Annotated in this window: 24 protein-coding genes; 8 read left to right on the top strand and 16 right to left on the bottom strand. The window is 70.8% G+C overall.

The window, feature by feature from the left end; genetic code table 11:
- Window positions 1–5 precede the first annotated feature (5 nt).
- Entirely contained in the window at window positions 6–860 is an 855-nt protein-coding gene (locus H9651_RS03865) for a PHP domain-containing protein (protein WP_191717975.1), read from the bottom strand.
- 100 nt (window positions 861–960) lie between these two features.
- Between H9651_RS03865 and H9651_RS03870 the strand changes: the two genes are divergently transcribed.
- From H9651_RS03870 to H9651_RS03880, 3 genes are read left to right on the top strand one after another with little or no spacing between them, the layout of a single operon-like run.
- Window positions 961–1,977 carry an endonuclease/exonuclease/phosphatase family protein gene (locus tag H9651_RS03870; RefSeq protein ID WP_191717777.1) on the top strand — a complete coding sequence of 339 codons (1,017 nt, stop codon included), beginning with the start codon at window positions 961–963 and terminating at the stop codon, window positions 1,975–1,977.
- Between the two features lie 35 nt (window positions 1,978–2,012).
- Window positions 2,013–3,440 (top strand): aminopeptidase P family protein, encoded by a 1,428-nt coding sequence (locus H9651_RS03875; protein ID WP_191717778.1) that lies wholly within the window; start codon window positions 2,013–2,015, stop codon window positions 3,438–3,440.
- Window positions 3,441–3,456: 16 nt separating this feature from the next.
- Window positions 3,457–5,250 carry a gamma-glutamyltransferase family protein gene (locus H9651_RS03880; protein ID WP_318244750.1) on the top strand — a complete coding sequence of 598 codons (1,794 nt, stop codon included), beginning with the start codon at window positions 3,457–3,459 and terminating at the stop codon, window positions 5,248–5,250.
- Window positions 5,251–5,328: 78 nt separating this feature from the next.
- Here H9651_RS03880 and H9651_RS03885 read toward each other — a convergent pair whose 3' ends face one another.
- Both H9651_RS03885 and H9651_RS03890 read right to left on the bottom strand, forming a co-directional pair.
- Window positions 5,329–5,994 (bottom strand): alpha/beta hydrolase family protein, encoded by a 666-nt coding sequence (locus H9651_RS03885; protein ID WP_191717779.1) that lies wholly within the window; start codon window positions 5,992–5,994, stop codon window positions 5,329–5,331.
- Window positions 5,991–6,698, bottom strand: coding sequence for a general stress protein (locus H9651_RS03890; protein ID WP_191717780.1), 708 nt, complete (start codon window positions 6,696–6,698; stop codon window positions 5,991–5,993). The genes H9651_RS03885 and H9651_RS03890 overlap by 4 nt, the downstream gene beginning before the upstream one ends.
- A 73-nt stretch (window positions 6,699–6,771) precedes the next feature.
- Between H9651_RS03890 and H9651_RS03895 the strand changes: the two genes are divergently transcribed.
- The 3 genes from H9651_RS03895 to H9651_RS03905 are packed head-to-tail and all read left to right on the top strand — an operon-like array spanning window position 6,772 to window position 9,790.
- Window positions 6,772–8,061 carry a magnesium transporter MgtE N-terminal domain-containing protein gene (locus tag H9651_RS03895; RefSeq protein WP_191717781.1) on the top strand — a complete coding sequence of 430 codons (1,290 nt, stop codon included), beginning with the start codon at window positions 6,772–6,774 and terminating at the stop codon, window positions 8,059–8,061.
- A complete protein-coding gene (locus H9651_RS03900) occupies window positions 8,061–8,648 on the top strand; it encodes a DUF1003 domain-containing protein (RefSeq protein WP_191717782.1) in 588 nt (195 codons plus the stop codon). The genes H9651_RS03895 and H9651_RS03900 overlap by 1 nt, the downstream gene beginning before the upstream one ends.
- The gene (locus tag H9651_RS03905; RefSeq protein ID WP_191717783.1) at window positions 8,645–9,790 is read left to right on the top strand and encodes an Mrp/NBP35 family ATP-binding protein; all 1,146 of its coding nucleotides are present in this window, start codon (window positions 8,645–8,647) and stop codon (window positions 9,788–9,790) included. The genes H9651_RS03900 and H9651_RS03905 overlap by 4 nt, the downstream gene beginning before the upstream one ends.
- Window positions 9,791–9,793: 3 nt before the next feature.
- Here the strand turns inward: H9651_RS03905 and H9651_RS03910 are convergent, their stop codons facing one another.
- Window positions 9,794–10,174 carry a Sec-independent protein translocase family protein gene (locus H9651_RS03910; protein WP_191717784.1) on the bottom strand — a complete coding sequence of 127 codons (381 nt, stop codon included), beginning with the start codon at window positions 10,172–10,174 and terminating at the stop codon, window positions 9,794–9,796.
- Window positions 10,175–10,245: 71 nt separating this feature from the next.
- On the opposite strand from H9651_RS03910, the gene H9651_RS03915 reads away from it, so the two are divergent.
- Window positions 10,246–10,881 (top strand): O-methyltransferase, encoded by a 636-nt coding sequence (locus tag H9651_RS03915; RefSeq protein WP_191717785.1) that lies wholly within the window; start codon window positions 10,246–10,248, stop codon window positions 10,879–10,881.
- Window positions 10,882–10,938: 57 nt separating this feature from the next.
- On the opposite strand, the gene H9651_RS03920 is transcribed toward H9651_RS03915, so the two are convergent.
- The 3 genes from H9651_RS03920 to dapE all read right to left on the bottom strand — a co-directional run bounded on the left by H9651_RS03920 (window position 10,939) and on the right by dapE (window position 13,480).
- Entirely contained in the window at window positions 10,939–11,112 is a 174-nt protein-coding gene (locus H9651_RS03920) for a DUF3117 domain-containing protein (RefSeq protein ID WP_191717786.1), read from the bottom strand.
- Window positions 11,113–11,198: 86 nt separating this feature from the next.
- Window positions 11,199–12,422 carry a mannosyltransferase family protein gene (locus tag H9651_RS03925; RefSeq protein ID WP_318244751.1) on the bottom strand — a complete coding sequence of 408 codons (1,224 nt, stop codon included), beginning with the start codon at window positions 12,420–12,422 and terminating at the stop codon, window positions 11,199–11,201.
- Entirely contained in the window at window positions 12,404–13,480 is a 1,077-nt protein-coding gene (gene dapE, locus H9651_RS03930; RefSeq protein WP_191717787.1) for a succinyl-diaminopimelate desuccinylase, read from the bottom strand. Before dapE ends, H9651_RS03925 begins: the two co-directional genes overlap by 19 nt.
- 43 nt (window positions 13,481–13,523) lie before the next feature.
- Here dapE and dapD point away from each other — a divergent pair, with 43 nt between their 5' ends.
- Window positions 13,524–14,471 carry a 2,3,4,5-tetrahydropyridine-2,6-dicarboxylate N-succinyltransferase gene (gene dapD / locus H9651_RS03935; protein WP_191717788.1) on the top strand — a complete coding sequence of 316 codons (948 nt, stop codon included), beginning with the start codon at window positions 13,524–13,526 and terminating at the stop codon, window positions 14,469–14,471.
- A 3-nt stretch (window positions 14,472–14,474) separates the two neighbouring features.
- On the opposite strand, the gene H9651_RS03940 is transcribed toward dapD, so the two are convergent.
- From H9651_RS03940 to H9651_RS03980, 9 genes are all read right to left on the bottom strand, one after another.
- A complete protein-coding gene (locus tag H9651_RS03940; RefSeq protein WP_191717789.1) occupies window positions 14,475–16,079 on the bottom strand; it encodes an L-lactate permease in 1,605 nt (534 codons plus the stop codon).
- Between the two features lie 100 nt (window positions 16,080–16,179).
- Window positions 16,180–17,487 (bottom strand): citrate synthase, encoded by a 1,308-nt coding sequence (locus H9651_RS03945; protein WP_191717790.1) that lies wholly within the window; start codon window positions 17,485–17,487, stop codon window positions 16,180–16,182.
- A 101-nt stretch (window positions 17,488–17,588) separates the two neighbouring features.
- Window positions 17,589–18,695: a succinyldiaminopimelate transaminase gene (gene dapC / locus H9651_RS03950; RefSeq protein ID WP_191717791.1), complete on the bottom strand. Its 1,107-nt coding sequence runs from the start codon at window positions 18,693–18,695 to the stop codon at window positions 17,589–17,591.
- Window position 18,696: 1 nt separating this feature from the next.
- Window positions 18,697–19,014 carry a ferredoxin gene (gene fdxA, locus H9651_RS03955; protein WP_191717792.1) on the bottom strand — a complete coding sequence of 106 codons (318 nt, stop codon included), beginning with the start codon at window positions 19,012–19,014 and terminating at the stop codon, window positions 18,697–18,699.
- Window positions 19,011–19,412, bottom strand: a complete 402-nt coding sequence (locus H9651_RS03960; RefSeq protein WP_191717793.1) for a histidinol dehydrogenase — start codon at window positions 19,410–19,412, stop codon at window positions 19,011–19,013. Before H9651_RS03960 ends, fdxA begins: the two co-directional genes overlap by 4 nt.
- Window positions 19,413–19,433: 21 nt before the next feature.
- Window positions 19,434–19,748 carry an AzlD domain-containing protein gene (locus H9651_RS03965; RefSeq protein ID WP_191717794.1) on the bottom strand — a complete coding sequence of 105 codons (315 nt, stop codon included), beginning with the start codon at window positions 19,746–19,748 and terminating at the stop codon, window positions 19,434–19,436.
- Entirely contained in the window at window positions 19,745–20,512 is a 768-nt protein-coding gene (locus H9651_RS03970) for an AzlC family ABC transporter permease (protein WP_191717795.1), read from the bottom strand. The genes H9651_RS03965 and H9651_RS03970 overlap by 4 nt, the downstream gene beginning before the upstream one ends.
- A 16-nt stretch (window positions 20,513–20,528) precedes the next feature.
- Entirely contained in the window at window positions 20,529–22,439 is a 1,911-nt protein-coding gene (typA, locus tag H9651_RS03975; RefSeq protein WP_191717796.1) for a translational GTPase TypA, read from the bottom strand.
- Between the two features lie 151 nt (window positions 22,440–22,590).
- Complete coding sequence (locus tag H9651_RS03980; protein WP_191717797.1) at window positions 22,591–24,264, bottom strand: ABC transporter family substrate-binding protein; 1,674 nt, start codon at window positions 24,262–24,264, stop codon at window positions 22,591–22,593.
- Between the last annotated feature and the right edge of the window lie 28 nt (window positions 24,265–24,292).

Raw genomic sequence — 24,292 nt, forward strand, 5'->3', positions numbered from 1 at the left:
TCCTCTCAGGGGTGGACGGGGGTGGTCCCCGTCGCCCGGTCGATGATGCGCGCGACCATCTCGTCGCTCGTGGTGTGCTCACCGGGGATGTTGGGTTTGCCGAGCCCGTGGTAGTCGCTGGACCCGGTGACGATGAGGTCGTGACGGTCCACCAGCGTGCGCAGCGTCGCGATCCCCGCCGGGGTGTTCTCGCGGTGTCCGAGCTCGAACCCGGCGAGCCCCAGCCCGATCAGCTCCTCCAGCTGCGCGATGGGCATCATCCGGTCCCGCCCGGCAGGGGTGGGGTGCGCGATGATCGGCACGCCGCCGGCGCCGGCGATGAGGCGCACCGCGGTAGCGGCATCCGGAGCATAGTGGGGCACGTAATAGCCTGCGCTGGGATGCAGGATGCCGGCGAACGCCTCGCTGCGGTCGCGGGCGAGCCCGCGGGCGACCAGGGCGTCGGCGATGTGCGGACGGCCCACCGTGGCCCCGTCCCCGGTCTGTGCGACGACGTCCTCCCATGTGAGGTCGTAGTCGCGGCCGATCGCGGCGACGATCTGCTCGGCGCGGCCGATGCGCGCGGCGCGGATGCGCTCGGTTTCGGCCCGGAGCGCGGTGTCGTCGGGATCGAAGAGGTACGCCAGCACATGCACGCTGCGCCACCCCTGCACCGCACTGAACTCCATGCCGGGGAGGAAGGTCATGCCCAGCGACGTCGCCGCCTCCGCCGCCTCCGCCCAGCCCGCCGTCGAATCGTGGTCGGTCAGCGCGGCCGTGCGCAGCCCCCGGCGGTGCACCGCCTGCATCACCTGCGCGGGGGGCTCGGTGCCGTCGGAGTGCACGGAATGCAGATGAAGGTCACTGGGTCCTTCGAACATCTGCCGTCCCGATCGCACCCTTCGAGCGTACCGGCGGGCGGGCATGCCCCGCGGGTGCGGCATCCGTGGATCTCCCAGACAGGGGGCATAGAGTCGCGACGTGCTGCGCCTGTTGGGGATCCTCGTGACGGTCCTGTTCGCCATCGGCGCCGCGATCGTGACGTGGCCCTCGTTCTTCCGCGTCGAGCGGCTCTTCCCGATCGCGCAGGTGGTGTCGTTCCGCCCTCTCGTGGTGCTCGCTTTCGTCGCGCTCTTCGTCGTGGCGATGCTGCTCGCGATCGCCCGCCCCGTGCGTGGCTTCGCGCTGTCGATCGCCACGGTGTGCGTCATCGCCGCGGTCGCCGGCGCCCTCACCATCGTGCAGCGCGGTGTCGGCGCCGAGTCGCTCCCGGTCAAGGGCGACGACAGCGTGCGGGTGATGACCTGGAACACCGCCGGTGGCGAGGCCACCTCGGCCGAGAAGATCGCGCAGACGGCGGTCACGATGGAGGCCGACATCGTCGCCCTCCCCGAGACGACCATCGAAACCGGCGAGGCGGTGGCCATCGCGATGCGCGAGATGGGGCATCCGATGTGGGCCCACCACACCGAACAGGGGCTGTGGGATGCCGACTCCACGACCCTGCTCATCTCGCCCGACCTGGGCGACTATGCCGTGATCGACTCGTCGCGCGACGGCACGAGCAACACGTCGGTGGTACCGAGCGCCGTCGCCATGCCGGTGGACGGCACCGGCCCCATCATCGTCGCGGCGCACGCCGTCGCCCCGCGCCGGTCGGCCATGCAGGAGTGGCGAGACGATCTGCAGTGGCTCGCCGACCAGTGCGCCGCCGACAACGTGATCATGGCGGGCGATTTCAACGCCACCATCGACCACATGATGCGACTGGGCGTCGATGGCGGGCAGTTGGGGCGCTGCCACGACACCGCCGCCCACAGCGGCGCCGGCGCCCTCGGCACGTGGCCGACCGAACTGCCGATCTTCGCCGGCTCCCCCATCGACCACGTGATGGCCACCGACGCCTGGACCTCGGTCGGCTCCGTCGTGCTCGCCTCGATGGACGGCACCGGCAGCGACCATCGCCCTCTCGTGGTGCAGCTGGAGCCCGCCGGCTGAGCAACGCCCCAGCTACGGAGTGCGAGACTGGTGGCATGAACACCTCAGGCGACAGCGACACGACCACCGTCACGGCCGAACCGCAGGAGGAGAGCACCGTGACCAACCGCCGCCAGCGCTACGGCCAGGGCTTCCTCGACACGATCTCCACCGGCTGGATCGACCGCCCCGCGTCCGTCCCCACTCCGCGCGAGCAGGCGTCGTACGCCGCCGCGCGCCGCGCCGCCGTGTCGGCCGCGTTCCCCGGCCGACGCCTGGTGATCCCCGCCGGCTCGCTCAAGCAGCGCAGCAACGACACCGACTACCCGTTCCGCGCGCACTCGGCGTTCTCGCACCTCACCGGGTGGGGCGCCGACAGCGAGCCCGACTCGGTGCTGGTGTTCGATCCGACCGGCGACGGCCACGACGTCACCCTCTACTTCCGGGAGCGCGCCGACCGCACGACGCCGGAGTTCTACTCCGACGCCTCGATCGGTGAGTTCTGGATCGGTCCGCGTCCGGCGCTGGACGCCGTCGCCACGGACCTGGGCATCGCCACCGACCACGTCGATGCGTTCGAGCCCGGCGAGGACGACCTGGTCGTCGATGCCGACGAGGACCTCACCCGCTTCGTCTCCGAGCTGCGCCTGATCAAGGACGAGTACGAGATCGCCCAGATGCGCCTGGCCGTCGAGGTCACCGCCGCGGGCTTCGACGACATCATCGCGAACCTGCCGCGCATCATCGAGCACCCGCGGGGCGAGCGCATCGTCGAGGGCGTGTTCCACCAGCGCGCCCGCAGCGACGGCAACGCCGTGGGGTACGACACGATCGCCGCCTCCGGCCCGCACGCCTGCTACCTGCACTGGACCCGCAACGACGGCGCGGTCAAGCCCGGCGACCTCATCCTCGTCGACGCGGGTGCCGAGGTCGACAGCCTCTACACCGCTGACATCACCCGCACCCTGCCCGTCTCGGGGCGCTTCACCGACATCCAGCGCCGCATCTACGAAACCGTGCGCGAAGCAGCCGATGCCGCCTTCGCCGCCGCACGACCCGGCGTCTCGTTCCGCACGCTGCACGAGACGGCCATGGAGGTGTTGGCCACCCGCACCGCCGAGTGGGGGCTGCTGCCGGTGACCGCCGAAGAGGCGCTCGACGCCGATCAGGGCGGACACCACCGTCGCTACATGGTGCACGGCACGAGCCATCACCTGGGCATCGACGTGCACGACTGCGCACAGGCGCGGCGCGAGATGTACTACGACGGCATCCTCGAGCCCGGCATGGTCTTCACGATCGAGCCGGGGCTGTACTTCCAGATCGACGACCTCACCGTTCCCGAGGAGTACCGCGGCATCGGCGTGCGCATCGAGGACGACATCCTCATGACCGCCGATGGCCCGGTGAACCTGTCGGCCGGCATCCCCCGCACCGCGGACGAGGTCGAGGCATGGATCGCCCGCGAGAAGCCGGCGCGATGACGGCTGCGCTGCGCGGGTGAGCTTCACGCCGCCGCCGGCGTTCACCACGCGCCCGACCCTCGAGGGCACGTTCGGCATGACCGCCTCGACCCACGCCACCGCCACCGCGGTCGCGCAGGCGGTGCTCGAGCGCGGGGGAAACGCGTTCGATGCGGTCGTCGCCGGCGGCTTCGTGCTGCATATCGTGGAGCCGCATCTGAACGGCCCCGGCGGCGACCTCGTCGGGATCTTCCAGGCCGCGGGCGACGACGCGCCCACCGTGCTGATGGGCCAGGGACCGGCCCCCGCGGGGGCGCGCGTCGCACACTTCCGGTCGGAAGGGCTCGACCTCGTGCCCGGGGCGGGAGGCCTCGCCGCGGCGGTGCCGGGCGCGGTCGACGCGTGGCTGCTGCTGCTGCGCGACCACGGGACGTGGGAAATCGGGGACGTGCTCGCGTACGCCATCGGGTACGCGCGCGACGGGCATCCGCTGCTGGCGTCGGTGTCAGCGACCATCGACCGGGTGGCGGAACTCTTCCGCGATTCGTGGCCGACATCGGCGGCCCTGTGGATGCCGGACGGCGAGGCGCCCGCGGCGGGGTCGCTCCTGCGCAACCCCGCGTATGCGGCGGTGCTCGAGGCGCTCGTCGCCGCGGGGGCGCACCTGCCGGACCGGCGGGCGCGCATCGACGCCGCACGGCGGGAGTGGAAGCACGGGCTCGTCGCGCAGGCGGCATCCGCGTTCCTCGCCCGGCCGCACCGGCACTCCTCCGGCACCGAGCACGCCGGGGTCATCGCGCCCGCCGACTTCGCGGCGTTCGACGCCGGGTACGAAACGGCGGTGTCGGCGGAGTTCCGCGGACACACGGTGGCCAAGGCCGGCCCCTGGTCGCAGGGTCCGGCGCTGTTGGAGGCGCTGCGCATCCTCGACGGCTTCGATGACGACGCGCTGGACCCTGCGACGGCGCGGGGCGCGCACACGATCGTCGAGACCCTGAAGCTCGTGCTCGCCGACCGCGACGCCTACTTCGGCGACGACGCCGCACCGGGGATCGCTGCGGATGTCCTCTCCGATGCGTACATCGCGACGCGTCGGAGAGAGATCGGTGAGCGCGCGTCGCGCGAGTGGCGGCCGGGCGACCTGTCGGGCCGTCGCCCGTTCCGCCCGCTGCTGCGGCAGCCGGCCGCCGAGGCGCCGCCCGCCGGCATCGGCGAGCCGACGGTGGCGAAGTCGGGACTCACGCGCGGCGACACGTGCCACATCGACGTCGTCGACCGCTGGGGCAACATCGTCGCGGTGACGCCGTCCGGAGGGTGGCTGCAGTCGTCGCCTGCCATCCCCGAGCTCGGGTTCTGCCTCGGGACGCGGCTGCAGATGATGTGGCTCGACGAGTCGGCGCCGTCGGGTCTGCGTGCCGGCGCGCGCCCGCGCACGACCCTCACCCCGACCCTGGTGCTCCGGGACCGGATGCCGGTGATGGCGCTGGGCACCCCAGGCGGTGATCAGCAGGACCAGTGGCAGCTGCCCCTGCTGCTGCGCATGCTCGTCGGCGGTTACAGCGCCCAGCAGGCCATCGACGCGCCCACGCTGCACACCACGGCTCTCGTGGACTCCTTCTGGCCCCGCACCTGGACCCCGGCCGGCGTCGTCGTCGAAGACCGCCTCGGCGACACCGTGATCGACGATCTCGTCGCGCGCGGGCACGATGTCACGCGCGCCGGCGCGTGGACCCTGGGCCGTCTCAGCGCGGTCGGCATCGACCGGGAGCGCGGCACCGTCTGGGCCGCCGCGAACCCCCGCGGCATGCAGGGCTACGCCGCCGGGCGCTGAGCCGGCCATCGCGCCCCGCGTTACCCACTACGCGCCCCGAACCCCACAGGGAGGCGGGGTCGACACTCCCTCGCCGGCTCAGGACCGGGCGCGCATCCACTCGGCGACGAGGCCGGCGAGCCCTTCGCCGATCTCGTCGGCGGGGAGCTTGCGGCCCTTGACCTCGAAGGAGTGGTTGCCGCCGTCGACCCAGTGCACCGCGGCATCCCGGCACGAGGCCACCGCCTCGTCGAGCTGTGTGTGGGGGTCGACGAACGGGTCGTTCGTCCCCTCGACGAACAGCTGCGGGGGCACCACGTCGGGTAGGTGCGCGACGCGCGGCTTGTCGGGGCGTCCGGGCGGATGCAACGGGTACCCGAGGTACACCAGGCCCGCGGGGGCGATCGCGCCCTCCGCGGCGGCCATCGAGGCCATGCGGCCGCCGTAGGACTTCCCCGCCGCCCACACCGGCAGCGTCGGCACCGCCTCCTGCAGCGCGGCGTCGGCGGCGCGCCAGGCCGCCACGGCGTGCGCTGCCGGCCCCGGCATGCGGCGACCGGCCTCGACGTACGGGAAGTTGAACCGCAGCGTCGCGACGCCGGCGTCGCGCATGCCGCGGGCGAAGCCGACGAGGAACGGATGCCCGTACCCGGCGCCCGCGCCGTGGGCCACCGCCATGACCGCCCACGGGCGCTCCGGCTGCTCGAGCACGGCCGAGACGGTCACCTCCGCGGTGGGCAGTGCCACCGTGAGGCCGTCGATCATGCGCGCGACGAGCCCTCGCCCGCGTCGCCGTCGCCGGCCGGCCCGGCAGTGCCGGGGGTCGCGGCCCCCGGTGTCGGGGGCAGGATGCGCTCGCCGTACCGCGGCGGTTCGTTCGGGTCGTCGACCGGCGGACGGGGGGCCGGGACGGCTCCCGGGGCACCCGGGCCGGGAACGCCCGCGCCCGGCACCGCGGTACCGGGAACGGCGGAGCCGGCGACCACCGGGGCCGGCGGAGCGTCGGCGCGGCCGATCGCCTGGCGTGCCTTGTGCACGCTGCCCGGGAGCACCGTCAGGTCGTAGCGGGCCGCGACGACCTGTGTGATCGAGGCGTAGTCACGGCGGCGGCGGATGAGGGAGTACGTGATGATGCTCATCAGCATGCCGACCGCGATGCCCACGAACAGCACCCCGACGAACAGCTGGATCGCGACATCGGGCGTGCCGAGCACGAAGATCGCGGCGAACAGCAGACCCAGCAGCACGCCGTTCATCGCGCCCTGGCGGGCCGCGGTCGCGTAACCGAGGCGGCCGGTGACCTTCTCGATCGAGCGCAGGTCAGATCCCACGATCGCGATGTCGCGCGCCGGCACGTCGGCCGCGATGAGCGCCGACACCGCCTTCTGTGCGGCTTCATAGCTCGTGAACGACGCGATGGTGTCGCCCACAGCGGTGCGCCCCGAACCGAATCCGCCCATCATGCTCATCCCCCCATCTTCGCATGCACCGTTCGGCCGTGCTCCGCGACCGCCGACACGGCCCGCGCACTACGCTGGACGGGTGAGCACGCAGAGGGTTTTCGTCGCGCGGCTGGCCGGCTGCACGGTCTTCGACCCCGCCGGCGACCGCCTGGGCAAGGTCCGGGATGTCGTCGTCATCTTCCGCAAAGATGATCCGCCGCGTGTGATCGGCCTGGTCGTGGAGATCCCGGGACGTCGGCACGTCTTCCTCTCCATCGGCCGCGTCACCTCCATCGCGACCGGCCAGGTCATCACGACCGGGCTCATCAACGTGCGCCGGTTCCAGCAGCGCGGCGGCGAGGTGCGGGTGATGGCCGAGCTGCTCGGTCGCAAGGTCTACCTGCGCGACGGCAGCGGCACCGCCGTCATCGAGGACGTCGCCATCGACCGCAACCGCATCGGCGACTGGGACGTGTCTCAGCTGTTCCTGCGCCGCCCGAAGACGAGCGCCTCGCCGTTCGCGAAGGGTCCGACGACGTTCGCCTCGTGGAACGAGGTACGTGAGGATTCCACGCCGGGTGAAGCGCAGTCCGCGGAGCAGCTGGTGGCCACCTATTCCGAGCTGAAACCGGCCGACCTCGCCAACACGCTGCTCGACCTTCCCGAGGACCGCCTGTTCGAGGTGGCCGAGGAGCTGCCCGACAATCGCCTCGCGGACGCCCTCGAGGAGATGCCCGAGGACGAGCAGATGCACATCCTCGAGCGCCTGGGCGATGAGCGGGCCGCCGACATCCTCGACCACATGGAGCCCGACGACGCCGCAGACCTGCTCGGGCAGCTGCCGGAGGGTCGCATCGCCCAGCTGCTCGGGCTCATGGAGCCCGACGAGGCAGAGGATGTGCGGGCGCTGCTGGAGTACGGCCCCGACACCGCCGGTGGCCTCATGACCAACGAGCCCATCGTGCTGTCGGCGGAGAACACCGTCGCCGAGGCGCTCGCGCTCATCCGCCGGCACGAACTGCACCCCGCCCTCGCCGCCGCGGTGTACATCACACTGCCGCCGTTCGAGACCCCGACCGGCCGACTGTTGGGCGTCGTGCATTTCCAGCGGATGCTGCGCTACCCCCCGCACGAGCGGCTGGGGGCCATCATCGACGACACGCTCGAGCCCGTGCCCGCCACCGCGCCCGCCGCCGAGGTGGCGCGCCTGCTCGCCACCTACAACCTCGTGTCGCTGCCGGTCATCGATCAGGCCCACCGCCTCGTCGGCGCCGTCAGCGTCGACGACGTACTCGACTACCTGCTCCCCGACGACTGGCGCTCGCACGACGCCGATCAGCCCCACCCCGCGCCGCGGATCGCGCCGCCCACGCGGATGGGCCGCCGCTGATGGCGCGGGCACCCAAGTCGGCGCTGGACGCGCCCCGGGGGCGTGCCGGCATGCTGACCGTGCGGCCCGCGCAGCCGTCGCGCGACACCTTCGGCCGCTTCACCGAGTGGATCGCGCGCGCCATGGGCACGCCGATGTTCCTGCTGCTGCTGAGCCTGTTCTGCGTCGCGTGGATCACCTGGAACACGACCATGCCCGAGCACCTGCGCTTCGACTCCGCCGCCAACGGGTTCACCGCGCTCACACTCATGCTGTCGTTGCAGGCGTCCTATGCCGCGCCGCTCATCCTGCTCGCGCAGAACCGACAGGACGACCGTGACCGCGTGCAGATCGAGCAGGATCGCCAGCGCGCCGAACGCAACCTGGCCGACACCGAGTACCTGGCGCGCGAGATCGTGGCGCTGCGCATGGCTCTGGCCGACGTCACGAGCGAGGTCGTCACGAAGGACGTGCTGCGTCAGGAGCTCGCCCGCGCGCTCGAGCGTCACGACGATCAACGGGAACGCCTGCTCGACGCCGCCGAGGAGACCGCCGGCCGCGATGCGCGTCGCCGGAACAACCCCGACGACCGATCGGCGGCGCTGTGACGGCGATCGATCAGTCGGTGCGCGCCGCGGTGTCCGCCGTCACCGACCCCGAATTGCGCCGCCCCATCGGCGAGCTGGACATGGTGCGGCAGGTCACCGTCGACGGCGGCACCGCACACGTCGACATCGTGCTGACGATCGTCGGCTGTCCGGCGGCGCAGCGCATCGAGTCCGATGTGCGGGCGGCGGCCGCCTCGGTCGCGGGGGTCACCGACGTCGACGTCACCGTGGGCGTGATGACACCGGCCGAGCGGGCCGCCCTCACCGAGCGCCTGCGGGGCGGCCGCGCGGCACGCCAGATGCCGTTCGGCCCCGACTCCCTCACCCGCGTCATCGCCGTCACGAGCGGCAAGGGCGGTGTCGGCAAGTCGACTCTCACGGCCAACCTCGCCGTGGCCCTCGCCGCGCGCGGTGCCGCGGTGGGGGTCATCGACGCCGACGTGCACGGGTTCTCCATTCCGGGACTGCTGGGCCTCGTCGGCCGCGACGGCCTGCCGCCGCAGCCGACCCGCATCGACGACCTCATGCTTCCGCCGGTGGCGTTCGGGGTGAAGGCCATCTCGATCGGCATGTTCCTCCCCCGCGATGCCGGCTCCGGCGGCGGGGCGGTGGCCTGGCGCGGCCCCATGCTGCACCGCACCGTGCAGCAGTTCCTCACCGACGTCTTCTTCGGCGACCTCGACGTGCTGCTGCTGGACATGCCGCCGGGCACCGGCGACGTCGCCATCTCGGTCGGCCAGTTCCTGCCGCATGCCGACGTGCTGGTGGTCACGACGCCGCAAGCCGCGGCATCCGATGTCGCCGTGCGCAGCGGCCTGCTGGCCCGGCAGACCGGACAGCGCGTCATCGGCGTCGTCGAGAACATGTCGGCGATGACCTTGCCCGACGGCACGACGCTCGACCTGTTCGGCTCCGGCGGCGGTATGGCCGTGGCCGAGGCGTTGAGCGGCGAGGGCGCACCGGTCCCGCTGCTGGCGACGGTGCCGCTCAGCCCGGCGCTTCGCACCAGCGGCGACGCCGGCGTGCCCGTGGTCGCCGGTGCACCCGACGATGCCGCGGCCATGGCGATCACCCGGCTCGCCGACGACATCCTCGCGCAGGGCCGCGGTCTCGCCGGCCGTTCGTTGCCGTTCGCCCGCTGAGGGTCAGGTCGCCTCGGCGTCGAAGGGCGGCGGTCCGTCCGGCCGCTTGGTCGGCGCCTGGGGCTCTGGGGCGGATGCCGCCGTCAGCGCCGCACCTGCGGCGGCGACCCGCACCGTCGGGGTGGGCGCATCATCCAGGAGCGCCTCCCGGATGATGCGGCGAGGGTCGTACTGACGGGGATCCAGCTTGCGCCAGTCCACGTCTTCCATGCCCTCGCCCATCTCGTCCTGCACGCGCGTCTTCGCACCGGCCACCCATTCGCGCGCGCGCACGGTGAAGCGCGCCAAGGCCTCCGCATAGCGGGGCAGCCGCTCGGGCCCGATGAGCATGCCGGCGATCACGGCGATCAGCAGCAGCTTCTCCCACGTGAGCCCGAACACCATGCAAACAGGTTACCCGTGCGCCTGCCTCATTCGAGCACCGCGCCCGCGTACGCTGGCATGCGGAGGTCCCCATGGGCGAGCACGACGCGAACCGCAGGTTCGCAGCCGAAGTCACCGTCGAACCCGACGCCATCGCACGCGCACGCGCGCACGCGATGGAGCTGGGCGCCGACCCCATCAGCGCGCCCGTCGGAGCCCAGTGCGCCGTCATCGCCGCGGCATCCAAGGCGCTGAACATCGTCGAGATCGGCACCGGCGCCGGCGTCTCGGGCCTGTGGCTGCTGCACGGATCACCGCGCGCCACCCTCACCACGATCGACGTCGAACGCGAGCACCTGGGCGCCGCCCGGCAGGCATTCGGTGCCGCCGGCGTCGCCCCTGCACGCGCCCGCTTCATCTCGGGCCGCGGCGCCGACGTGCTGCCGCGCATGAACGAGGCGTCCTACGACATCGTCCTCATCGACGCCGACCCGGAGGGCGTGATCGAGTACGTCGAGCACGGCCTGCGCCTCGTGCGCGCCGGCGGCACGGTGCTCGTGCCCCGCGTGCTCGCCGGTGGTGCGGTCGCCGACCCGGTGCGCCGCGACCCGATCACGAGCGCCTACCGCTCCCTCATCCAGGAGACCCAGTCCTCCCCCGCCGTCATCGGGGCTTTGTCGATCACCGGCGAGGGCCTGCTGCAGCTGACCACCGTCGCCGCGTCCTGAGCCGCAACGACGAAGCGACCGGTCGATGTCGACCGGTCGCTTCGCACGGGTGGGCTGTCAGGCTGCGTTGACGACGCCGCCGAGGACGCTGTAGAGCTCTTTCGCCTCGTCGTCATTGACCGAGACCACCAGGCGACCGCCGCCTTCGAGGGGGACACGCACGATGATCAGGCGCCCCTCCTTCACGGCCTCCATCGGTCCGTCACCGGTTCGCGGCTTCATGGCTGCCATTGCGGGCTCCTTTTCGTCGAAGATCTACCTGTGAGTTTATCGTGTGCGACCGGCAGCAGTTAATCCGGGCTCGCCGAGTGGTCATTTCAGGGAATACGCCAGAAGGTGTTGCCGAGTGCGTACATGGCGTGGATCCACCACCACTGCCCCGCCAGACACGCCGCAATGACGCTGCATCGCCACACCGCCGAACGCGGCACGGCCAGCGCACCCCACAGCGGTGACAGTGGGAGCAGCAGCCGCATGATGCTGGATTGCGGAAAGAACACCGCCAGGAGATAGAGCAGATAACTGCCCGACCAGAGGCGGATATCGAGCCCGAGGCGGGCCACATGCCGCTCGCGCAGGAGCAGCAGCGCGACCGACACGATGGATGCCGCCAGCGCGACGTAGCCGATGACGGCACCCATCCCCCACTGCGTGAACCAGAATGCCGCGGCCTGCACGAACCCCTCGAAGGGCAGGAAAGCGCCCTCGGCATCGGTCAGCCAGTTGCGCCGCCATGCCAGTTCGGTGGCGAGGTAGGCATCGGGCTGCCCGGTGACCACTGCGGCGATCACGATCCACGAGAATCCGACGACAGCGGCCAGCAGCCCCGTCGCGACGATGTGCGCGACCTCGCGTGCCGGGAGCGGGTCGGTGCGGCGTGCGAACCAGCGGGCGATCGCGTGCAGGGCGAGGAACAGGGCGAAGGCGAGCACACCGGGTCGGGTGAAACCCATGGCCGGGATGAGCAGGTACAGCCAGGCGTAGCGCCGGCGCTGCACGGCCCACAGCGCCAGGAACAGCAGCAGCAGGAACAGGGACTCCGCGTACCCGACGTGGAAGAGGGCCGCCAGCGGCGCGCACGCGAACATCAGCGCCGCCCACTGGGCCGCCTCCGCCCCGATGCGTTCGGCCAGCATGCGGCACAGCACATACGTCGCGCCGTACCCGGCGGCCAGCGACACCACCACCGCGCCCGCCACCCATGAGTTCGCCGGCGCCCCGACGATGTTCGCGATCATGGGGTACAGGGGCAGGAACGCCCACTGGTTCTCGGCGACGAGCCCGTCGGGGGTCAGCGGCAGGGTGGTCGGGTACCCCGCGACGGCGACGAGCCAGTACCACTGCGCGTCCCAGCCGGCCAGGAGATCCGCCACGCCCGCTCCCGCTCCGAAGCGCGATCCGACCGGCGCCAGGGCCGCGGCCAGCACCAGGAAGCCGTGTGTGACCAGGCGTGCCGCGAGGTACATCGCACCGATGCGCAGCGACAGCGGCAGCCCCGCCCACCCGCGAACGACGCGGTGGGTCAGTGGCTGGTCAGCCACGCGCGCAGGCCACGCTCGACCGCCACGATCTCGGCGACGGGCACCCGCTCCTGGTCGTGGTGGGCGAGCATCGGGTCGCCGGGGCCGTAGTTGACCGCCGGCACGCCCAGCGCCGAGAAGCGGGCGACGTCGGTCCAGCCGTACTTGGCCCGGGGGACGGCGCCGACCGCCGCGACGAACTCCTGCGCGAGCGCGGCATCCAGCCCCGGGCGCGCACCCTCGGCCAGATCCGTGATCTCCACTTCGAACCCCTCGAACACCTCGCGCACATGGCGCTCGGCCTCCGCGGCATCGCGGCTCGGCGCGAAGCGGTAGTTCACCTCGATCTCGCAGAGGTCCGGGATGACATTGCCCGCCACGCCCCCGCTGATGCGTACGGCGTTGAGCCCTTCGCGGTAGACGAGCCCCTCGACGGGGACCTCGGCGGCACGGTAGTCCGCCAGTCGGGCCAGGATCGGGGCGGCGGCGTGGATGGCGTTCTGCCCCATCCACGAGCGGGCGCTGTGGGCGCGTGCGCCGCGTGTGCGCACGATCGCGCGGAGCGTGCCGTTGCAGCCGCCTTCGACCTCGCCCCCCGAGGGCTCCCCCAAGATGGCGAAGTCGGCGGCGAAGAGGTCCGGCCGCGTCTGCGCGAGGCGCGTGAGGCCGCTGCGGGACGCTTCGACCTCTTCGTGGTCGTACCAGAGCCAGGTGAGGTCGACGCGGGGCGAGACGAGTTCGGCGGCGAGCTTCAGCTGCACGGCGACGCCGGCCTTCATGTCCACCGTGCCACGCCCCCACAGGAACGCCTCGCCGTCGACGTCGATATCGCGCGTGGGGAGGTTGTCGTTGATCGGCACCGTGTCGAGGTGCCCGGCGATCGCCACGCGCTGGGCGCGGCCGAGGTTGGTCCGGGCGACGATCGTGTCGCCGTCGCGATGCACCTCGAGGTGAGGCAGGGCCGAGACGGCATCGAAGATCGCGTCGGCCAGGGCTGTCTCGTCGTCGGAGACGCTGGGTATGTCGCAGATCGCCCGGGTGAGATCGGCGGCGGACGCGGTCAGATCGAGCCGTGGCATGCCCCGAGTCTAGCCAGCCTCCGCGGCCGGATAATCTGGAGGGATGAGCGACGCACGACTGATCTGGGCAACGGGACTGACCACCATCGCCGGCGACGGGACGGTGCTGGATGCCTGGTACCCGCAGCCCGCACGCGGCCCCCGCCCCGTGGACGTCGACGCGGTCGCCGACGTCGAGGGCCTCACCGGCGCCGACGAGCGCCGCAACGTCACGGTCGAGCCCATCTCACTCGAGATCGATCTGGATGCCGCGCCCACCTCCACCGCCGACGCCTACCTGCGCCTGCACGCACTGTCGCACCGCCTCGTCACCCCGAACGACCTCAACCTCGACGGCATCTTCGCCCATCTGCCGATCGTCGCCTGGACGACTGCGGGCCCCATGCTCCCCGAGGACGCGGCACACCTGCGTCCGTCGCTGCAGCGCCACGGCATCCAGGTGCAGAGCCTCGACAAGTTCCCGCGCCTGACCGACTACGTCGCCCCCGCCGGTGTGCGCATCGCCGATGTCGCCCGCGTGCGTCTGGGTGCCTACCTCTCCCCCGGCACGACCGTGATGCACGAGGGGTTCGTGAACTTCAACGCCGGCACCCTCGGCGCCTCGATGGTCGAGGGCCGCATCTCGCAGGGTGTCGTCGTGGGCGACGGCAGCGACATCGGCGGCGGCGCCTCGATCATGGGCACCCTCTCCGGCGGCGGCGCGCACCGCGTGTCGATCGGCGCCCGCACGCTGCTGGGCGCCAACGCCGGCATCGGCATCTCTCTGGGCGACGATTGCGTGGTCGAGGCGGGCCTGTACGTCACAGCGGGCACCAAGGTGACCCTCGCGGCCGAACCGGCGCGTCACGACGGCTCGCGTCCGGTCGTGAAGGCCGCCGAGCTGTCCGGTCAGAACGGCCTGCTGTTCCGACGCAACTCCGTCACCGGAGCCGTCGAGGCGGTGCGTCGCGACGGCGTCGGGGTGACGCTCAACGAGGCGCTGCACGCCTGAGCGTCAGAACACCAGGAACAGGGTGAAGCACCAGAGGCAGATGAAGACCAGCATCCCCAGGCTGTAGAGGATCGACGCCCGCAGGATCTCGCTCTCGCGACCCGACAGCCCCACCGCCCCGGCGGCGATCGCGATCGACTGGGGGGAGATCACCTTGCCGGTGTTGCCGCCGGCGGTGTTGCCCGCCACCAGCAGCGCCGGATCGGCGCCGATGCCCTCGGCGCTGGCCACCTGCAACGGACCGAAGAGGGTGTTGTTGTTGACCACCGAGCCGGTGAGGAACACCCCGACCCAGCCGATGATGGGCGCGACGAGCGGCACCAGCACGCCCATCGCCGCGAGGGCCTGCCCCATCGAGGTCGATGCACCGGCGTAGTTGGCGATGTTCGCCAGCGCGAGGATCAGGGCGATGAGTACCAGCGCCTGCCACAGGGTGCGCAGCGTCCCCGCCAGCTCGCTCCAGAGGTTCGGGCGCGACGCCCGTGGAGTGGTGAGGTACGACACGATCACCGCCAGCAGGATCGCGGTGCCGGTGGCGTTGAGCGGCGTGAACGCCCAGGTGGCCGTCACGACACTGCCTGACGCGGTGATGATCTCATCCGTCACCCCGGGGATCGGCACCGCGAACGCGGCTCCCGCCAACGGACCGCCCGCGGCGAACAGGTCTTTGAAGAACGGCAGGCTCCAGAGCAGGATGAAGGCGGTGAGGATGTAGAACGGGCTCCACGCCCGCGCGATCTCACCGAACGAGTGGGACTGGGCCGCGGGCGGGGCGGCGCCGTCCGCCCGGAACTCGTGCGCCGGCTGCCACACGCGCCCGAAGGCGAACAAGGCGACCATCGCGGCCAGGCCCGCACCGAGGTCGGCGAGCTCCGGCCCGAGGAACCACAGCACGCCACCCTGCACACCGCTGAAGACGACCGTGGCGACGAGGGCCGCCGGCCACGTCTCGCGCAGGCCCCGCCACCCGTCGAGGATCACGACGAGGAGGAACGGGATGAGCACCGTGAGCGGCTGCAGCACGATCACCATGGCCTTCGACAGCACCGCCACGTCGATGCCCGTCACCTGAGCCCCGACGATCACCGGGATGCCGATGGCGCCGTAGGCGCCTGCCGCGGCATTGGCGACGAGGCAGATCATGGCGGCGCGCACCGGGCGGAAACCCAGCTGCATGAGAAGGGCCGCGCAGATGGCGATCGGCACGCCGAAGCCCGCGGCACCTTCGAGGAACGCACCGAACGCGAATGCGATCAGCAGGACCTGGATGCGCTGATCGCGGGACACCCCGCCGATGGAGGCGCGGATCACGTCGAAGTGACCGCTCGCGACGGCCAGCCGATAGAGCCACAGGGCCATCACGATGATGTACGCGATCGGCCATATCGCGTTCAGGATGCCGAGCAGCCCCGCCCCCGCCATGGCGTCCACCGGCATGCCGAACGCCCACATCGCCACGATGATCTGCGTCACGAGCGCGATCGCCGCGGCGAGGATGCCCTGCAGCTTGAAGACGACCAGGCACACCAGGAACACCACGATCGGGATCGCGGCGACCAGCGCCGATAGCCAGAGGCTGCCGAAAGGGTCAGTCGATTGTTCCCACATAGCAACCTCCGCTCGTACGGCCAGGTCATGCCGTACACACGGTAGTGCGGGATGTCGTCGCCGTCACCCCATTGCGCTGCGGGAGCTTTTCGGCGCCGGATCAGACCCCGGGGTAGTCGCGACGCGGCGAGCCGGTGTACAGCTGCTGCGGGCGACCGATCTTCGTCTGCGGGTCGTTCTGCATCTCACGCCAGTGCGCGAGCCACCCGGGCAGGCGCCCGATGGCGAACAGCACGGTGAACATGCGCGTCGGGAAGCCCATCGCCTTGTAGATCACGCCGGTGTAGAAGTCGACGTTGGGGTACAGGCGACGCTCGCGGAAGTAGTCGTCGTTGAGCGCGATGTCCTCGAGCTCCTTCGCGAGATCCAGCAGCGGATCGTGCACGCCGAGCTCGGTGAGCACCTCGTCCGCCGATTCCTTGACGAGCTTGGCGCGCGGGTCGTAGTTCTTGTAGACGCGGTGCCCGAAGCCCATGAGCTTCACGCCGTCTTCCTTGTTCTTGACCCGTTCGACGAAGCGCTGCACGCTCTCGCCGGAATCGCGGATGCGGGCGAGCATGTCGAGCACGGCCTCGTTGGCGCCGCCGTGCAACGGCCCGTAGAGCGCGTTGATACCGGCCGAGATCGACGAGAACTGGTTGGCGCCGGTGGAGCCGACGAGCCGCACCGTGGAGGTCGAGGCGTTCTGCTCGTGGTCTTCGTGCAGGATGAGCAGGCGCTCGAGGGCCCGCGACATGACGGGGTTGATCTCGTACTGCTCGCTCATGACGCCGAAGTTCAGTCGCAGGAAGTTGTCGACGAAGCTCAGCGAGTTGTCGGGGTACAGGAACGCCTGGCCGACGCTCTTCTTGTGCGCGTAAGCGGCGATCACCGGCAGCTTCGCGAGCAGACGGATGGTGTTGAGTTCGACGTGCTCGGGGTTGTTGGGGTCGGACTGGCCCTCGTAGTAGGTCGAGAGCGCCGCTGTCGCCGAGGAGAGCACCGACATGGGGTGCGCGGTGTGCGGCAGCGACGAGAAGAATCGCTTGAGGTCCTCGTGCAGCAGCGTGTGCCGGCGGATGCGCTCGTCGAACGCGCCGAGCTGGTCGGCGGTGGGCAGTTCGCCGTACAGCAGCAGCCAGGCCACCTCGAGGTAGGTGCTGTTGGTCGCGAGCTGCTCGATCGGGTACCCGCGGTAGCGCAGAATCCCCTCATCGCCGTCGATGTAGGTGATGGCGGACTTGGTCGCGGCGGTGTTGACGAACCCGTAGTCGAGTGTCGTGTGGCCGGTCTGCTTCGTGAACGTCGACAGGTCGACACTCGAGGCGCCGTCGGCACCCGTCAGGATGGGAAGCTCTGCGGTGCGCTCCCCGACCGTGACCGTGGCAACGGGCTGGGGGGCGGTGGGCTGGGTGCTCGCGTCGCTCACGAAGCCTCCTTGCGCTATGGATCGTCGGTGAATACAGCCTAACGGGCGGGGCGGCCTACTCCGATCCGCCCCAACGGATCACGCATTCCGGTGGAGGAATCCTACGACCCGGTCAGTCGGCGGGCGGCCTCGGAGATGCGTTCGTCGGTCGCGGTCAGGGAGAAGCGCACGTGCTGCGGGAAGTGCGTGCCGTAGAAGTGACCGGGGCCGGCCAGGATGCCGCGCTCGGCGAGCGAGCCGAGGCTTTCCCACGCGTCACGTCCCTCGGTGGCCCACAGGTACAGCCCGCCTTCGCTGCCGTCGATGCGGAAGCCCGCCGCCTCGACGGCGGGGCGCAGGATCGCGCGTCGGGTGCGGTACAGCTCCTTCTGCGCGGCGACATGCGCGTCGTCGGCGAGGGCGGCGGCGGCGGCGGCCTGCACCGGGGCGGGGAGCATGAGACCCACGTGCTTGCGCGCCGTCAGCAGCCGCGCCACGAGGTCGCGGTCGCCGGCGAGGAACGCCGCACGGTAGCCGGCGAGATTGGACTGCTTGCTGAGCGAGTAGACCGCCAACACGCCCGTCAGATCTCCCGCGGTCACCCGCGGGTCGAGGATGCTGGGCACCGGCTCCTCTGCCCAGCGGCCGTCCCAGCCGAGTTCGGCGTAGCATTCGTCGCCCGCGATCACCGCGCCGAGTTCACGGGCACGGGCCACGGCAGCGCGCAACTGCTCATGGTCGAGCACGCGCCCGTCGGGGTTGCCGGGCGAATTGAGCCAGATGAGCCGCGTGCCGTCGGGCCATGCGGCCGGATCGTCGGCGGCGAGCGGGGTGGCACCCACCAGCCGCGCACCCACCTCGTAGGTCGGGTACGCGGCGCGCGGGTGCACGACGGTGTCGCCGGGCCCGAGGCCGAGCAGCAGCGGCAGGAGCGCCACGAGCTCCTTGGAGCCGATCGTGGGGAGCACGTCGTCGACGCTCAGGCCCGGCACGTGACGGCGCCGCGCGAACCAGTTCACGATCTCCTCGCGCAGCCGCGGCGTACCGGCGGTCTGCGGGTAGGAGTGGGCGTCGGTGGCCTCAGCCAGCGCCGCCGCGACGACAGCCGGCGTCGGGTCGACGGGCGACCCGATGGAGAGGTCGACGATGCCGCCGGGGTGCGCGCGCGCCGTGGCGGCGTAGGGAGCGACGGCATCCCACGGGTAGTCCGCGAGGTCGGCGACGCCCACGTCAGGCCTGGGGCGGCAGCGCGGCGATGATCGGGTGGTCGTGCTTGATGACGCCGGTCTTGGCCGCACCGCCCGGGGACCCGATGTCCTGGAAGAACTCGACGTTGGCGGTGTAGTAGTCCGACCACTCCGCGGGGAGGTCGTCTTCGTAGTAGATCGCCTCGACGGGGCACACCGGTTCGCAGGCGCCGCAGTCGACGCATTCATCGGGGTGGATGTACAGCGACCTCTCACCCTCGTAGATGCAGTCCACAGGACACTCGTCGATGCAGGCACGATCCTTGACATCGACGCACGGGAGGGCGATCACATACGTCACTCCCCCAGTGTAGGCGACCTCCGCGGTGTCGGCTGGTGCGTGTCGGGCCAGGCCACGACGAGGGCGACCAGCAGCGGCACCGCGATCGTCCAGACGATCCCGGCCGAGAACTGCCCGTCCGCGGGGGCCGGCACGATGATCGAGCCGCCGGGACCCGCTCCGGAGAACACGAGCGTCGCCGTCATGGCGCCCAGCCCCGCCGCGAGTGTGGCCCACCGGTCGCCCGTCAGCAGCCGCACCGCCACCAGCAGCGCGCCGATGCCGAGCACCGAGAGGATGAGCCCCAGCGGCAGCCAGCCGAGCATGTACGCGTGCGCGACGGTACCTGCCACCCCGTAGACCAGCCCCACGACGAGGGCGATGATCCACGTCAGCACGCGTGCCCAGATCGTTCCCACGCGTTCAGTCTAGGCGGGCGGTCATGCCGCCCACCCCCACAGACGCAGCAGCGCCGCCGTGGCCGCAGCCGCCGCGACCACCACCAGGAACGGCGCCCGCACGATGAGCAGCCCCGCCGCGACCGCGAGGGCGGGAAGCCGCGCGTCGACGACGATCTCCTGGCCGACACCGAGAGCCTGCACCGCGACGAGGGCAGCCAGCAGCGCCACGGTGAGCAGGTCGGCGACCCGCGCGGGACGGGGGGCGTCGAGCACCTTCGGCGGGATGAGGTAGCCGACCGCCTTGAGCGCGACGCAGATGATGGATGCCAGCAGCACCGCGTTCCACAGGGTCACGGCAGCCCCTCCCGCTCAGGCACGTCGTCAGGTTCGGCGAACCCGGCCGCGGGGCCGGGCGGGGCGAACCAGTTGAACACGCCCACCACGACCGCGACGAGTGCTGCGATGAGCACCGGCAGACCCGGCATGAGCGCCGGGGTGAGCACCGTGGCGACGATCGCCGCGGCCACCCCCACCGCGATCGCCTGGCGCTGTCGCAGGCGCGGCCACAGCAACGCGAGGAAGGCGGCGGCCGCGGCGGCATCCAGCCCGTACGCCTTCGGATCCCCGAGGAGGTCGCCCAGCAGCGCGCCGAGGAGCGAGGAGATGTTCCACCCGACATAGATGCCGATGCCGGTCACCCAGAACCCCAGGGTGCGGGCGCGCGGCGTCGGCTGGGCGAGAGAGACGGCGGTCGATTCGTCGATCGTGAACTGCACGGCCGCCGCGCGTCGCCAGAGGCTCCCCCCGATGACGGGCGCCATGCGGATTCCGTAGGCCAGGTTGCGCACGCCCAGCAGCGTCGCCGACGCGATCGCGGCGGGCGCGGCGGCGAGGCCGCCGGCGGCGATCACCCCGATGAAGGCGAACTGCGAGCCGCCGGTGAACATCACCAGGCTCAGCACGCACGTCTGCCAGACATCCAGCCCCGACGCCACCGCGAGAGCGCCGAAGGACACGCCGTACGCACTCGTCGCCAGCGCGACACCCAGGCCCTCGCGCGGCGCCCCACGGGCTGCGCGCGAGGCGTCTGCATCGTCGGGCTGCGATGGTGCGCTCACCCGACGATGCTAACGGTCAGGCGTTGGCGTCCTGGCGCTTGAGGCGAGCGGTCGCACGGGCGCGCTCGTTGGCATCCAGGTTGACCTTGCGGATGCGCACGATCTCGGGCGTCACCTCGACGCATTCGTCGTCGCGGGCGAACTCGAGGCTCTCCTCCAGCGTCAGGATCCGCGGCGGCGTCATCGACTCGAAGGTGTCGGAGCTCGCGGCACGCATGTTCGTGAGCTTCTTCTCCTTCGTGATGTTCACGTCCATGTCATCGGCGCGCGAGTTCTCGCCGACGACCATGCCCTCGTAGACCTCCTGGGTGGGCTGGACGAAGAACGACATCCGCTCCTGCAGGGCGATCATCGCGAACGGCGTGACGACACCGGCGCGGTCGGCCACGACCGACCCGTTCTGGCGCGTCTGGATGTGTCCGGCCCACGGCTCGTAGCCGTGCGAGATGGCGTTGGCGATGCCGGTGCCGCGGGTGGTGGTGAGGAACTCGGTGCGGAAGCCGATGAGACCGCGCGAGGGGACGATGAACTCCATACGCACCCAGCCGGTGCCGTGGTTGGTCATGTTCTCCATGCGGCCCTTGCGGGCGGCCAGCAGCTGTGTGATCGCACCGAGGTAATCCTCGGGCGCGTCGATGGTCAGGTGCTCGAAGGGCTCGTGCGTCTTGCCGTCGATCTGCTTCGTCACCACCTGGGGCTTGCCGACGGTCAGCTCGAAGCCCTCACGGCGCATGTTCTCCACGAGGATGGCCAGCGCCAGCTCACCGCGGCCCTGCACCTCCCACGCGTCGGGACGACCGATGTCGACGACCTTCAGCGAGACGTTGCCGATGAGCTCGCGGTCGAGGCGGTCCTTGACCATGCGGGCGGTGAGCTTGTGTCCCTTGACCTTGCCGACCAGCGGCGAGGTGTTGGTGCCGATCGTCATCGAGATGGCCGGCTCGTCGACGTGGATCTGCGGCAGCGGCCGCACGTCATCGGGGTCGGCGATCGTCTCGCCGATCGTGATGTCCTCGAAGCCCGCGATGGCGACGATGTCGCCGGGGCCGGCGGACTCGGCCGGGTAGCGGTCGAGGGCGCGGGTCTTCATCAGCTCGGTGATGCGAGCGTTGCTGGTGGTGCCGTCAGAGCGCACCCAGGCGACCGTCTGTCCCTTCTTCAACGTGCCGTTGAAGATGCGCAGCAGAGCGAGGCGACCGAGGAACGGCGAGGAGTCGAGGTTCGTGACCCAGGCCTGCAGCGGCGCCTCGTCGTCGTACGACGGCGCGGGGACGTGCTGCAGGATCGCCTCGAACAGCGGCTCGAGGTCGTCGTTGTCGGGGAGGCTGCCGTTCTCGGGGCGGTTGCGCGAGGCGGCCCCGGCACGACCGGAGGCGTAGACCACGGGGACGTCCAGCAGCGCGTCGACATCGAGGTCGGGCACGTCGTCCTGCAGGTCGGAGGCGAGCCCCAGCAGCAGGTCGTGCGCTTCTTCCTCGACCTCGGCGATGCGGGCGTCGGGTCGGTCGGTCTTGTTGACGAGCAGGATGACCGGGAGCTTGGCCTCCAGCGCCTTGCGCAGCACGAAGCGCGTCTGCGGCAGCGGACCCTCACTGGCATCCACCAGCAGCACGACACCGTCGACCATCGACAGGCCGCGCTCGACCTCACCACCGAAGTCGGCGTGACCGGGGGTGTCGATGACGTTGATCGTCACGGGGACGTCGGAGTGCAGTCCGTTGTAGGTGATCGCCGTGTTCTTGGCGAGGATCGTGATGCCCTTTTCGCGCTCGAGGTCGTTCGAGTCCATCGCCCGCTCCTCCATGTGCTCATGCGAGCCGAAGGAGCCGGTCTGGCGCAGCATGGCGTCGACGAGCGTCGTCTTGCCGTGGTCGACGTGCGCGACGATAGCGACATTACGGAGGTCGGGACGGAGGGCGTGCGCCATCGGTGATCCTTGCGGGGAGAGGGGAAAAAGAGGTGTGGCACACGCCCGAAATGACGAGGCCGACACTCCAGGATACCGGAAGCGGGGCGGGACCCGGTGGATCCCGCCCCGCGAAGGGTGCGTCAGAGGACGCTCAACTGTGTGCCGTGGCTCAGGAAGCCCAGCCCACGAGCGTCCAGTCGATGGTCTCGAACTGGGTGGCACCCCAGTTGACGAGGCCGTCCTTGACCGCGTAGACGTTCGGCAGCGGAGCGATCGGGAACATGGGCACGTACTCCCAGATCACGTCGTTGATCTCCTTGGCCGTCTCGATGCGTGCATCCGGGTCGAGCTCGGCGTTGGCGGTCGCCCACAGGTCGCCGAGCGACTCGTCGGTGACACCGGTGAAGTTCGACTCGGAGTCCAGCGGGTAGAACAGCGCCTCGGTCGAGGTGATCGGGAACGCCGTGCCCACCCACGAGAACGACACCATCTCGAAGTCACCCGGGATGACGTAGTCGCTGAAGTAGTTGTTCGCGGGAACCGTGGTCAGCTCGACGGGAATGCCGAAGTCACCGAGGTCGGCCTGCACCTGCTCGGCGCGCTGGATGTTGGTGGCCGTGTCAGCGGGGACCGTGACGCTCAGCTCGAGAGCCTCGCCGTCCTTCTCCCAGCCGTCGCCGACCTTCTCGTAGCCGGCCTCTTCGAGGAACGCGGCGGCGGCGTCGAGGTCGTACGGGTACGCCTTGTCCTCGTAGCCCTCCTGGCCGGGCATGAAGATGTAGTCACCGGAGGTGACCGCGGGCGCGCCGACCGGCGTGTTCGCCGACGCGGCGATCTGCTCGCGGTTCACGGCCGAGGCGACGGCCTTGCGGACGTTGACGTCGGAGAGGGGGCCCTCCTTGGCGTTCATCGTGACGTGGGTCCAGGTGACGCCACCGGACGTCTGGATCGCTGCGTCCTCGCGCGACTGCGCCGTGGAGTACAGGTCGGCGTTGGCCGAGATGTACAGCGCATCGAGCTCATCGTTGGCGAACGACGAGCCCTGCTGGTCCTGGCTGACGACGCGGAAGTAGATGGTCTCGAGCTTGGGCGTCTCGCCCCACCACTCGGGGTTGCGCTCGAGGGTGAGCACCTGTCCGGTCGTGTCGACCTCGGCGATGCGGAACGGGCCCGAGGAGGGCACGGGCTGCGTGCGGTAGCCGTCGTTGTACGCGGCGGGGTCGTTCGCGATGGCTGCGGGCAGCAGACCACCGGTGAACAGCGCCTGCCAGTCGGCGTAGACCGAGGCGAACGTGACGACGACGTGGAACTCGTCATCGCCCTGCTCGACCGAGGAGATGTCTTCCCAGCCGGCGGTCGACGCGGGCAGGTAGGCCTCGTTCGTGCCGTTCTGCGAGGTCCATGCCGCCTGGTAGTCGGCGACCGTGATGGGCGTGCCGTCCTCCCAGACCGCGTCCGGGTTCAGCTTGAGCTCGACGATCTGCGGGTCCTCGCTGGTGACCTCCGCCGAGACGGCATAGTCCTCGTTGAGGACCGGCGTGCCGCCCTCATCGATCTTGAAGGGGCCACCGGTCGTCGGCTCGACGATGTCGTTGGTGTCCGCCTCGTTGCCGTCGATCTGGTTGATGTTGAAGTTCGACGGGAACTGGCCGACGCCGAGCGTCAGGGTGCCACCATCGGTGACCTCTGCCGCGTCCGCGCGGACCCATGCCGTGGCCGGAAGCTCGACAGCCTCGGTGGGCTCGGCGTCGCTGGGACCGGTGTTGCCGGCAGCACAGCCCGTGACGATGAGCGCAGCCGCGCCGAGCATCGCCAGGGAGCCGAACGCCTTTGCATTCTTCATGCGCATGTGATCGTTCCTCTCGGTTTTC

This window comes from Microbacterium pullorum (genome assembly GCF_014836535.1).
GTDB classification, from domain to species: Bacteria; Actinomycetota; Actinomycetes; order Actinomycetales; family Microbacteriaceae; genus Microbacterium; species Microbacterium pullorum.

What these genes read in the sequence shown, in the direction of transcription:
- H9651_RS03915 (WP_191717785.1), top strand. Translation starts at nt 10,246, where the DNA reads ATGGGCGAGCACGACGCGAACCGCAGGTTCGCAGCCGAAGTCACCGTC.
- H9651_RS03980 (WP_191717797.1), bottom strand. Translation starts at nt 24,264, where the DNA reads ATGAAGAATGCAAAGGCGTTCGGCTCCCTGGCGATGCTCGGCGCGGCT.
- H9651_RS03885 (WP_191717779.1), bottom strand. Translation starts at nt 5,994, where the DNA reads ATGATCGACGGCCTCACGGTGGCACTGCCCACCGCGGAGGTGACCGTC.
- H9651_RS03875 (WP_191717778.1), top strand. Translation starts at nt 2,013, where the DNA reads ATGAACACCTCAGGCGACAGCGACACGACCACCGTCACGGCCGAACCG.
- H9651_RS03890 (WP_191717780.1), bottom strand. Translation starts at nt 6,698, where the DNA reads ATGAGCATGATGGGCGGATTCGGTTCGGGGCGCACCGCTGTGGGCGAC.
- H9651_RS03940 (WP_191717789.1), bottom strand. Translation starts at nt 16,079, where the DNA reads ATGTGGGAACAATCGACTGACCCTTTCGGCAGCCTCTGGCTATCGGCG.
- typA (WP_191717796.1), bottom strand. Translation starts at nt 22,439, where the DNA reads ATGGCGCACGCCCTCCGTCCCGACCTCCGTAATGTCGCTATCGTCGCG.
- H9651_RS03865 (WP_191717975.1), bottom strand. Translation starts at nt 860, where the DNA reads ATGTTCGAAGGACCCAGTGACCTTCATCTGCATTCCGTGCACTCCGAC.
- dapE (WP_191717787.1), bottom strand. Translation starts at nt 13,480, where the DNA reads ATGCCACGGCTCGATCTGACCGCGTCCGCCGCCGATCTCACCCGGGCG.
- H9651_RS03910 (WP_191717784.1), bottom strand. Translation starts at nt 10,174, where the DNA reads ATGGTGTTCGGGCTCACGTGGGAGAAGCTGCTGCTGATCGCCGTGATC.
- dapD (WP_191717788.1), top strand. Translation starts at nt 13,524, where the DNA reads ATGAGCGACGCACGACTGATCTGGGCAACGGGACTGACCACCATCGCC.
- H9651_RS03900 (WP_191717782.1), top strand. Translation starts at nt 8,061, where the DNA reads ATGGCGCGGGCACCCAAGTCGGCGCTGGACGCGCCCCGGGGGCGTGCC.
- H9651_RS03920 (WP_191717786.1), bottom strand. Translation starts at nt 11,112, where the DNA reads ATGGCAGCCATGAAGCCGCGAACCGGTGACGGACCGATGGAGGCCGTG.